At 35.7% G+C, this 8,787-nt stretch carries 9 protein-coding genes; 5 read left to right on the forward strand and 4 right to left on the reverse strand.

The annotated features are described in order from the left end of the window. On the reverse strand, window positions 1–1,764 hold a 1,764-nt coding region (locus SOY52_RS03210; protein ID WP_320847542.1), incomplete at its 3' end, for a thiamine pyrophosphate-dependent enzyme. Window positions 1,765–1,936: 172 nt separating this feature from the next. On the opposite strand from SOY52_RS03210, the gene hpt reads away from it, so the two are divergent. The 4 genes from hpt to purB are packed head-to-tail and all read left to right on the forward strand — an operon-like array spanning window position 1,937 to window position 5,780. Further along, the gene (gene hpt, locus SOY52_RS03215) at window positions 1,937–2,500 is read left to right on the forward strand and encodes a hypoxanthine phosphoribosyltransferase (protein ID WP_320847543.1); all 564 of its coding nucleotides are present in this window, start codon (window positions 1,937–1,939) and stop codon (window positions 2,498–2,500) included. Window positions 2,501–2,516: 16 nt separating this feature from the next. After that, complete coding sequence (locus SOY52_RS03220; protein ID WP_320847544.1) at window positions 2,517–3,056, forward strand: phosphoribosyltransferase; 540 nt, start codon at window positions 2,517–2,519, stop codon at window positions 3,054–3,056. Window positions 3,057–3,113: 57 nt separating this feature from the next. After that, window positions 3,114–4,388: an adenylosuccinate synthase gene (locus SOY52_RS03225; RefSeq protein WP_320847545.1), complete on the forward strand. Its 1,275-nt coding sequence runs from the start codon at window positions 3,114–3,116 to the stop codon at window positions 4,386–4,388. Between the two features lie 6 nt (window positions 4,389–4,394). Beyond that, on the forward strand, window positions 4,395–5,780 hold the full coding sequence (gene purB / locus SOY52_RS03230; protein ID WP_320847546.1) for an adenylosuccinate lyase: 1,386 nt from the start codon (window positions 4,395–4,397) through the stop codon (window positions 5,778–5,780). A 29-nt stretch (window positions 5,781–5,809) separates the two neighbouring features. Here the strand turns inward: purB and SOY52_RS03235 are convergent, their stop codons facing one another. From SOY52_RS03235 to SOY52_RS03245, 3 genes are read right to left on the reverse strand one after another with little or no spacing between them, the layout of a single operon-like run. Further along, complete coding sequence (locus tag SOY52_RS03235) at window positions 5,810–6,391, reverse strand: YqaA family protein (protein WP_320847547.1); 582 nt, start codon at window positions 6,389–6,391, stop codon at window positions 5,810–5,812. Continuing rightward, window positions 6,388–7,506, reverse strand: a complete 1,119-nt coding sequence (locus tag SOY52_RS03240) for an alanyl-tRNA editing protein (protein ID WP_320847548.1) — start codon at window positions 7,504–7,506, stop codon at window positions 6,388–6,390. The genes SOY52_RS03235 and SOY52_RS03240 overlap by 4 nt, the downstream gene beginning before the upstream one ends. Then, a complete protein-coding gene (locus SOY52_RS03245) occupies window positions 7,503–8,135 on the reverse strand; it encodes a trimeric intracellular cation channel family protein (protein WP_320847549.1) in 633 nt (210 codons plus the stop codon). Before SOY52_RS03245 ends, SOY52_RS03240 begins: the two co-directional genes overlap by 4 nt. An 89-nt stretch (window positions 8,136–8,224) precedes the next feature. Here SOY52_RS03245 and SOY52_RS03250 point away from each other — a divergent pair. Beyond that, window positions 8,225–8,787: DUF6657 family protein (locus tag SOY52_RS03250; protein WP_320847550.1), on the forward strand; the 563-nt coding region annotated here is incomplete at its 3' end.

Below are 8,787 nucleotides of genomic sequence, written 5' to 3' on the forward strand. Positions count from 1 at the left end.
CATAACAGAACCAAAGAAAGTTGGATCCTCAACTAATATTACCTTTCCTGTCTTTAACACACTCTTTTTTATTGTCTCAAAATCGATTGGTCTAAGTGATACTAAATCAATGTGATCTACACTACGGGACACCTCACTTAAGGCCTTTCGAACAGTTAACGTTGCCCTAGAATAGGAAATAACCGTTAACTCATCTCCACTTCTTAATACCTGAGCCTTACCAATCGGGAATGAAGAATATACATCTCCACACTCCCCTGAGCTACCATATAAAGCCTTATGCTCTAAGAAGAGTACAGGATCAGGATCTAAGTATGCACTCTTCAGCAAAGCTTTTGCTGTGAATGGATCAGAAGGTGCAACAACTTTAATACCTGGGATATTTAAAAACATTGCTTCAAGTGATTGCGTATGCTGTGAACCATGACCTGTTCCAGATCCAATTGGGGTACGTAATACCATTGGACAACTTAATTGACCTGCAGACATATATCTCATCTTAGCAGCATGGTTAATTAGTCCATCACTTGCTAGTGTTAAGAAATCACCATACATAATCTCTTCAATTACTCTTTGACCCATTATACCAGCACCAACTGCAATACCAGTAAAGGCTTCTTCACTTACAGGAGTTTCCAAAATATGGTCACCACACTCTTTGTACAAATCACCAGTAACCCCAAAGCATCCACCATATACCCCAACATCCTCACCAATTAATGTTGCTTTTTCATCTTGAAGGATTTCAGAGAGAGCTTCTCTTATAGCTAAACGATATGTAGATGGATGCATACCACTTTTTCTGATAGGAATATCAGGAGCTTTTCCATATACTAGCTCTTTAGTTTCTTCTAAAGTTAAGATTTCATCTTTCTTTTCATAAGCCTTATTAAATTCAGCTTCGACAAATTCTTTTACTTCTAAGCGTAGCTTTCTAATTGTACTTTTATCTAATGAAAGACTTCTTTCAAACAAAACTAATGGATCCTTTTCTCTCCAAATAGCTTCTTCTTCTGCACTTCGATAAACTCTTGAATCACTTTTAGAGTGTCCACAATAGCGATATGTATTTACCTCTACAAAGACTGGCTCACTGTTACTAATCATGTAACTTCTTGCCTTTTTAACGGTATCAAAAACAGCATCGAAATCATTACCATCACACTTGAACGACTTCATCGAATAACCACTAGCTCTAGATGATATATCTGAGGTACTTATCATTCTTTCTGCAGAAGCAGACATACCGTAGTGGTTATTTTCACAGTAAAACATTACAGGTAAGTTCCAAACCGAAGCAAGATTCATACACTCGTGGGTAACACCTCTACTAGTTGCTCCATCACCCATAATAGCAACGGCTATTTGCTTCTTATTCTCTCTTCTAAGAGCAAATGCAATACCTGAAGCAATTGCTATTCCTGATCCAACTACTGCCGAGGAGCCTGCATTACAGGTTTCTTTATCGGTCATGTGCATTGACCCACCTAGTCCTTTACAAAGGCCATATTTACTTCCAAGCATTTCAGAAAACATTTTAAAAATTGATGAGCCCTTTGCAATATTGAAACCATGAGTACGGTGTGTTGGAACTATCCAGTCAGCTGAATCTAATGCAAGACATAGTCCAAAGTGACTAGCTTCTTGACCTATATTTAAATGAGTAGTGCCATACAGGGCACCCTCAGCAAAGAGGTTTTGTAGTTTTTCTTCAAAAAAGCGAGATAGATACATCCCCTTTAGAATATCAATTTTATTATGCATTAACTTTCCCCAGATGTAGAGTCTTTCAAAAGATGTAATTATATTACACCTGAGATAGCATCATTAGCAAGGCAAGTCTGAATAATTCTAAAAAACTAAGTGCTTTTTACTCTTCTATAAATAATTTTTTTTCAATATCATAAGCTCTGTAATAATCTTTAGGAGTTTTTCAATGGCGAAATCACTTACAATCCCACCACTAACAGAGGATTTAGCTCAAGTTTTAATCGACGCTGATACAATCAATCGCAGAGTAACAGAATTAGCTGCTCAGATTAATCACGACTATAGAGATATTAAAGAACCTTTAATTCTTATTGGAGTATTAAAAGGTTCTTTTATTTTCCTTTCAGATCTTTGTAGAAAGCTTACAATTCCTCATGTTGTAGATTTTATTGCAATTTCCTCTTATGGAAATAGAGGTGAAGTTCAAGGCAACGTAAGAATGCTCATGGATATCAGAGAGGATATGGCTGGTAGAGATGTATTAATCGTTGAAGATATTCTTGATAGTGGTAATACCCTTGCTTACCTTCAAAGAAACTTCTCAACTAGAGGTGCAAAGAGTGTTAAGATTGCAACCTTCCTTGATAAACCTGAAAGACATAAGATAGATTTAAAACTTGATTACATGGGCTTTACTATTCCTGATGTTTGGGTAGTAGGCTATGGTCTTGATTATAAGGAAAAGTACAGAACTCTTCCTTACATTGCAGAAATGTACCCAGTTCACTAATCTAAGGAGATATATAATGGACGCTGATAAGTTCTATGTTAGTTACAACACTGTTCACAAGCTTGTAAAAGGCCTTGCTGAAAGAATAACAGAAAGTGGCTTTGATCCAGATGTTATTGTCGCAATTGGTTCAGGTGGTTTTATCCCTGCAAGAATGATTAAAACATTCATTAACAGACCTATTTATGCTGTTGGTATTTCATATTATGGAATGGATAACAAGCATAAAACTCACCCTACAAAGATTCAGTGGATTGATGAAGTAGCAGAACAGCTTAAAGGTAAAAAGATTTTACTCATCGATGAAGTTGATGATACTAGAGCTACACTTGCGTATTGTGTTGGTGAGTTATTAAGCTACGAGCCTGAAGAGATTGCAGTACTTGTACTACATAACAAGCTCAAGAAGAAGGATGTTGAATTCCCACCTGAGATTAAGAGATATTATCCAGCTCTTGAAATCGAAGATATGTGGATTAAATATCCATGGGATGCAATCGATATCGATGAGCACACTGCAAACGAAGCAGAGATGCTTAAGAATATGAATAAATAATTTATGGGGAGGTCTTTCGACCTCCTATATCTTTTTAATGATAAAGGATAATTAAGAATGAGTAATGTTACAGCAATTGTAGGTGTTCAGTGGGGCGATGAAGGTAAAGGCCGTGTCGTCGACTATTTAGCAAAGGATGCTGAACTTGTAATCCGTTTCCAAGGTGGAGACAATGCAGGTCATACAGTAATAAATGATAAAGGTAAATTTGCACTACACATAATTCCTTCAGGTGTTTTTAATGAAAATACAATGAATATTGTTGGTGCTGGTACTGTCGTTAACTTCTCAACTATGAGAGAAGAAATCAATAACATTGAAAAGGTAACTGGTGAAAGTGTTACTAATGTATTTATCGATGAAAGAGCTCATTTAATCATGCCATACCACACTCTCCTTGATGGTGCAGAAGAAAGTAAGAGAAGTTCAGATCAAAAGATTGGAACAACAAAGAGAGGTATTGGTCCTTGTTATAGTGATAAAGGTGCAAGAATGGGTCTTCGTGCTGGCGACTTAAAGGATGAAGCTTGGCTTAGAAAAAGAATTGAATTATTACTTCCAAAGAAAAATAGAGACCTTGAGTACTACGGTCTTAAAACATTTACAGTTGATGAGTTAATGGATGTTTGTAAAGAATGGAAGAACCAATTTGGTGATTACATTATCGATACTGTTCCAATTATCAGAGAAGCTGTTGAATCTAACAAAAAGATTCTTCTAGAAGGTCAGCTTGGAATTATGAGAGATAATGACTGGGGTATTTACCCATACACTACTTCTTCTAACCCAACCTCTGCAGGTGCTACAGTTGGTGCTGGTATTGCTCCTAGACACATTAATAAGGTTGTTGGTGTAGTAAAGGCTTACTCAACAAGTGTTGGTGGTGGTCCTTACATGACAGAACTCTTTGATGCAGATGGCGATAAGCTTAGAGATCTTGGTGGGGAATATGGTGCAACAACAGGTCGTCCAAGACGTTGTGGTTGGCTTGACCTTGTAGCTGCTGACTATGCTTGCTATATGAACGGTATTACAGATTTAGCACTCACTAAACTTGATATACTTGATACATTTGAACGCATTAAAGTATGCACAGGTTATATGATTAACGGAGAATACTATACATATCTTCCAAATACTCAGCTTCAGGAACAGGCTAAGCCAATTTATGAAGAATGGGAAGGCTGGATGTGTGATACAAGTAAGTGCAGAACTTGGGATGAACTTCCTCAGAAAGCAAAAGATTATGTTCTTATGATTGAAGAAAAGTTAAATACTCACATCACATATATCTCTGTTGGACCAGAAAGAGATCAATTAATTATTAGATAGGAAGCTATGAATACATTCTCACACGATACTTTTATTTCCCCTTTTACTTGGCGTTATGGCTCTGAGGAGATGAAAAACATCTACTCAGAGGTTCATAAAAGAAAGCTTTTAAGACGAATCTGGATTGCTTTAGCTAAGGCAGAAGCTAAAGCAGGATTAGTCACCGACGAGCAAATTGCAGAACTTGAAGCACATAAAGATGATATAAATATTGCAAGAGCTACTGAGATCGAAAATGAAATCAAGCATGATTTAATGGCAGAAATTAAAACCTATGCAGAACAGTGTCCTAATGCAGGGGCAATAATCCACCTTGGGGCAACTAGCATGGATATTTTAGACAACATGGATGCTGTTAGACTAAAGGAAGCTCTTAATATTATCATCTCTCGTGTTGATGAATTAATAAACACATTTAAAACAAAGGTTGAAGAATATAAAGATGTTCCTTGCATGGCATTTACACACCTTCAACCTGCTGAAATTACTACTGTTGGCTATCGTTTTTCTCAAACTCTTCAAGACCTAATCGATGATAGGAAAGAATTAAAATTTGTTCTTGACAGCATTAGAGGAAAGGGGTTAAAGGGTGCAGTTGGTACTGCAGCTAGCTACTGTGAGCTTGTAAATGGAAGCGAACTTTCTGCCATTGAGCTTGAGAAAGCAGTGATGGATGAACTTGGAATTAAAGCATATGATGCTGCAACTCAGATTTATACTAGAAAGCAAGATTTAAGAGTAATAGCTGTACTTTCTTCTATTTGTGCAACAATGTATAAATTTGCAGCTGATTTTAGAATCATGCAGTCCCCTCCAATTGGAGAATGGTCTGAACCATTTGGTAAAAAACAAGTTGGTTCTTCTGCTATGCCATTTAAGAGGAATCCTATCAACTGTGAAAAAATAGACTCTCTCACAAGATTTGTTTCAGCACAATACAATGTTGCATGGCAAAACAGTGTTACAACATTTTTAGAGCGTACCTTAGACGATTCTGCAAATAGAAGAATAATTCTTCCAGAGTGTTTCTTGGCTACAGATGAATGCTTAAGTACCTTAAATAGAGTAGTTTCTGGAATGCAAATTCATAAATCTGGTATCGAGCGCTTACTTGCTTCCTATGGCCTATTTAGTGCAACAGAAAGATTATTAATGGAGCTTGGTAAACGAGGTGCTAATAGACAAGAAATGCATGAGGTTATTAGAGAGGAAAGCTTAAAAGCATGGGCTGAGGTTCAAGCAGGAAAGGATAATCCTCTTCTTACTTATCTATGTAATCGTAGTGAAATTAACGCATTCATGACTACAGATGAAATAAAAGAGTATATGGATGCATCTCTTTACACTGGTGATGCTTCTAAGCGTTGTGATTTAGTCATCTCTCGAATATGATTATTTGGCCGCGAGCTGCGGCCATTACTTTATACTAAAACTAATCCAAATTTAAAAAGAAAGAAGAAAACACCAAATCTTATTACTCTTGCAAAGCAGGCAGGAACAACTTTCCTACTATCTAAATTCATTACCCCTGATGCAATACATACAGTAGAAAAAGGGATAGGAAGTAAGGCTGCAAGTATTACAAATAATACTCCGTATTTTTTGATGTATGAGCCCCATTTATCCTTTGCTTTCATACTAATTCTTGCAATGAAGGGAATGTGCTGCAATAATCTTCCTACACAATAACCTGTAATACCTCCAAGAGATGAAGCAATTCCAATCAAAGGTACTACTTTATACCAATCCATTGCGGCGACAATAGGAAAAACAAAGTCAGGGGAAAGCGGTAATATAAAAAGATCAACAATATACACATAGATAAAAATTCCAAATAGTCCGAATTTCTCATCAACAAAATCTACTATCCATTTATAATTATCTATACCTATATACTTCACTACATAAAAGAATCCTGCAAAAATTAAAACCATAGGGATGAACCCTATGATTAATATTTTACCCCAAGGTAAATGCACATCTTTATTATCTTCTTTTTTCAATTAAGAATCTCCTTAATTTCCTCAAGTAGATGCTCTTCATCAAGGCTTGTACATACTCCTTGATAAAGAGGCTCTCTACCACCACCTTTTATTCCTAGTTCTTTAAATTTAGCCTTTATCAAACTAAATCTACTATCAAGACCATAAAATAACCATCCAAGGCGGTCATTATCAAGATGTGTAATAAAATATTCACCACTTTTTAAATTTGGAACAAAGGAATTTAAGCTATAAGGTGTAGAAAATACGTTTTCTTGCTTTGATTGTAAATAATCCATAGCAGCATTTTCCTCAAGCACCCTATTTTTAATCTTTAAATCCTTTAATTCGTTAATTAGTTTTTCTGTAGCATTTATTACTTTATTTTCAGGACTTGAAAGAAGAGCTGAAATCTTTTTTACGCTTTCAGCATCATTAAGGCGCTTTCTCCTTGCTCTATCTCCGGTTCTCCAAATAGTTCTAACATGCCCTCTTATCATTTCAGAACCTGCATAACTTAACTCTTTTATTTCAGAGGTTTTGTCTACATGCAAGCCTCCACATGCGATTTTGTCGACACCTTCGATAACAACAATCCTTACATCTCCATCAACCTTTATAGAGCGTCTTAAACCAAGCTGTTCAGCTTCCTTATGACTCATTTCTTGATAATAAACCTTATGGTTTTGATTTATTGCATCAATTGCATCACTTTCAACCTTTAAAAGTGTTTCATCACTAATAAAAGATGAATCAGTTTCAATTGTTAAAATATCCTCTCCTTGATGAACAGATACTGTACCAATTTGATAGTTATTAAACAAAATACCAGAAAGTAAATGCTGAGCAGTATGTTGCTGCATATAGTCATATCTATGATCCCAATCTAAATGAATAGTAACTTTATCCCCAACATTAAAAGATGAAGAATCAGACATTATATGGATAATATCATCACCATCATGGATGGTATCAGAATAAGGAATACCATTAATAAATCCTCTATCCCCAGGTTGTCCTCCTCCTTCTGGATAACTAATTGTTCTATCAAGGATAAGTCCTTTTTTACAAATAGAAGTAACGGTTGCTTCTAATTCTTTTAAATATGGCTTTTCATAGTAATACTTTTCAGTCATTTTTTCTTCTCCTCACCTACCATTCTTGCTACAGGTAAGTGAATATGATAATGCATAGCACATAGTCTCAAGATAGTAATAAAACTCATAGTAATAAAGAAATTTAAAATTGGTGCTATGCTACATTTCTCAAGGATAACGAATATTACTGCCCCAATAATTGAGGCTGAGGCATAGAAGTCACTTGTAAGCACTGCAGGAACTTCCTTGGAAAAAACATCTCTTAATACACCTCCTCCAACAGCACCTATTACTCCAGCAAAAATCTGTCCAACAGGGCCAATCCCTAATGATAGAGCTTTTTGAGCACCTAGTGCAGTAAAAACACCTAGTCCTATTGCATCACAAAAAAGAATAATTCTCCACCTTCCAACTACCCAAGGAGCTAAAAAGAATACTAATACTCCTGTTATGATGCAGGATACTAAATATAAACTATTAGAGAATGAAGCTACTGGAGTTGCTCCAATTAGACAATCTCTAACCATTCCACCTGCACAACCAACTGTAATTGCAAATACAATTACACCCAAGAAGTCAAGGCGGTTTCTAACACCTTTAACAGCACCCGTGATCGCAAATATTACAGTGCCAAAAATGTCTAAGGCATATATCCATTCGTTTTCCATAACAAAAGAGTAATCACTTATTGCTCAATAATCCACTCCCATCTTTGACTTTTTTTTAAAATCATATATCTTTGTCCTTGGAGGCCAAAATGGCAAAAATAAAATCAGCTTGGGAAATAGCTTTAGAAAGAACTGAAAATATTCAAATAGATAGAGAAAAATTAAAGAAAGATGAGAATATTAAGAAGGCTCGCCTTTGTGCAGGTGCTTATTTAAATGATGAAGAAAATAAAGGTGAATCATTAGTTGATGATTTAAAGGCTATCAATGACGATGATGCAGTAAAAAAGGCTTTAAAGCTTACTGCACTACAAAATCTCACTCTTGCATCAGATACAGTACTTACAGATAGATATGAAAGAATTTTATACCTTATTTCTCTTTGTTGTGGTTCTAATCAAAATATCATGGAACTTGCTAATCAAATTGTAGGTTTTTGTAAGCAATTTCCAGAACATAGAAAACAACTAGTAGATCAATTAAAAGAACAATTTGCTCCAATGCTTAGTCAAAAAGCAGCTCAACTTAAAGCTCAATATGGACAAGACGTCCCAGTATCACTTGAAAATGATCCTGAGTTTTTAAAGATTGCAAACCAACAGCTTGAAAGACTACAAAAGCAATATGATGAAACCTTAGCAGAAGCAAAAGC

The sequence above is a fragment of the Bullifex sp. genome (assembly GCF_034103065.1).
GTDB lineage: Bacteria > Spirochaetota > Spirochaetia > Sphaerochaetales > Sphaerochaetaceae > Bullifex.

What these genes read in the sequence shown, in the direction of transcription:
- hpt (WP_320847543.1), top strand. Translation starts at nt 1,937, where the DNA reads ATGGCGAAATCACTTACAATCCCACCACTAACAGAGGATTTAGCTCAA.
- SOY52_RS03220 (WP_320847544.1), top strand. Translation starts at nt 2,517, where the DNA reads ATGGACGCTGATAAGTTCTATGTTAGTTACAACACTGTTCACAAGCTT.
- SOY52_RS03225 (WP_320847545.1), top strand. Translation starts at nt 3,114, where the DNA reads ATGAGTAATGTTACAGCAATTGTAGGTGTTCAGTGGGGCGATGAAGGT.
- purB (WP_320847546.1), top strand. Translation starts at nt 4,395, where the DNA reads ATGAATACATTCTCACACGATACTTTTATTTCCCCTTTTACTTGGCGT.
- SOY52_RS03240 (WP_320847548.1), bottom strand. Translation starts at nt 7,506, where the DNA reads ATGACTGAAAAGTATTACTATGAAAAGCCATATTTAAAAGAATTAGAA.
- SOY52_RS03245 (WP_320847549.1), bottom strand. Translation starts at nt 8,135, where the DNA reads ATGGAAAACGAATGGATATATGCCTTAGACATTTTTGGCACTGTAATA.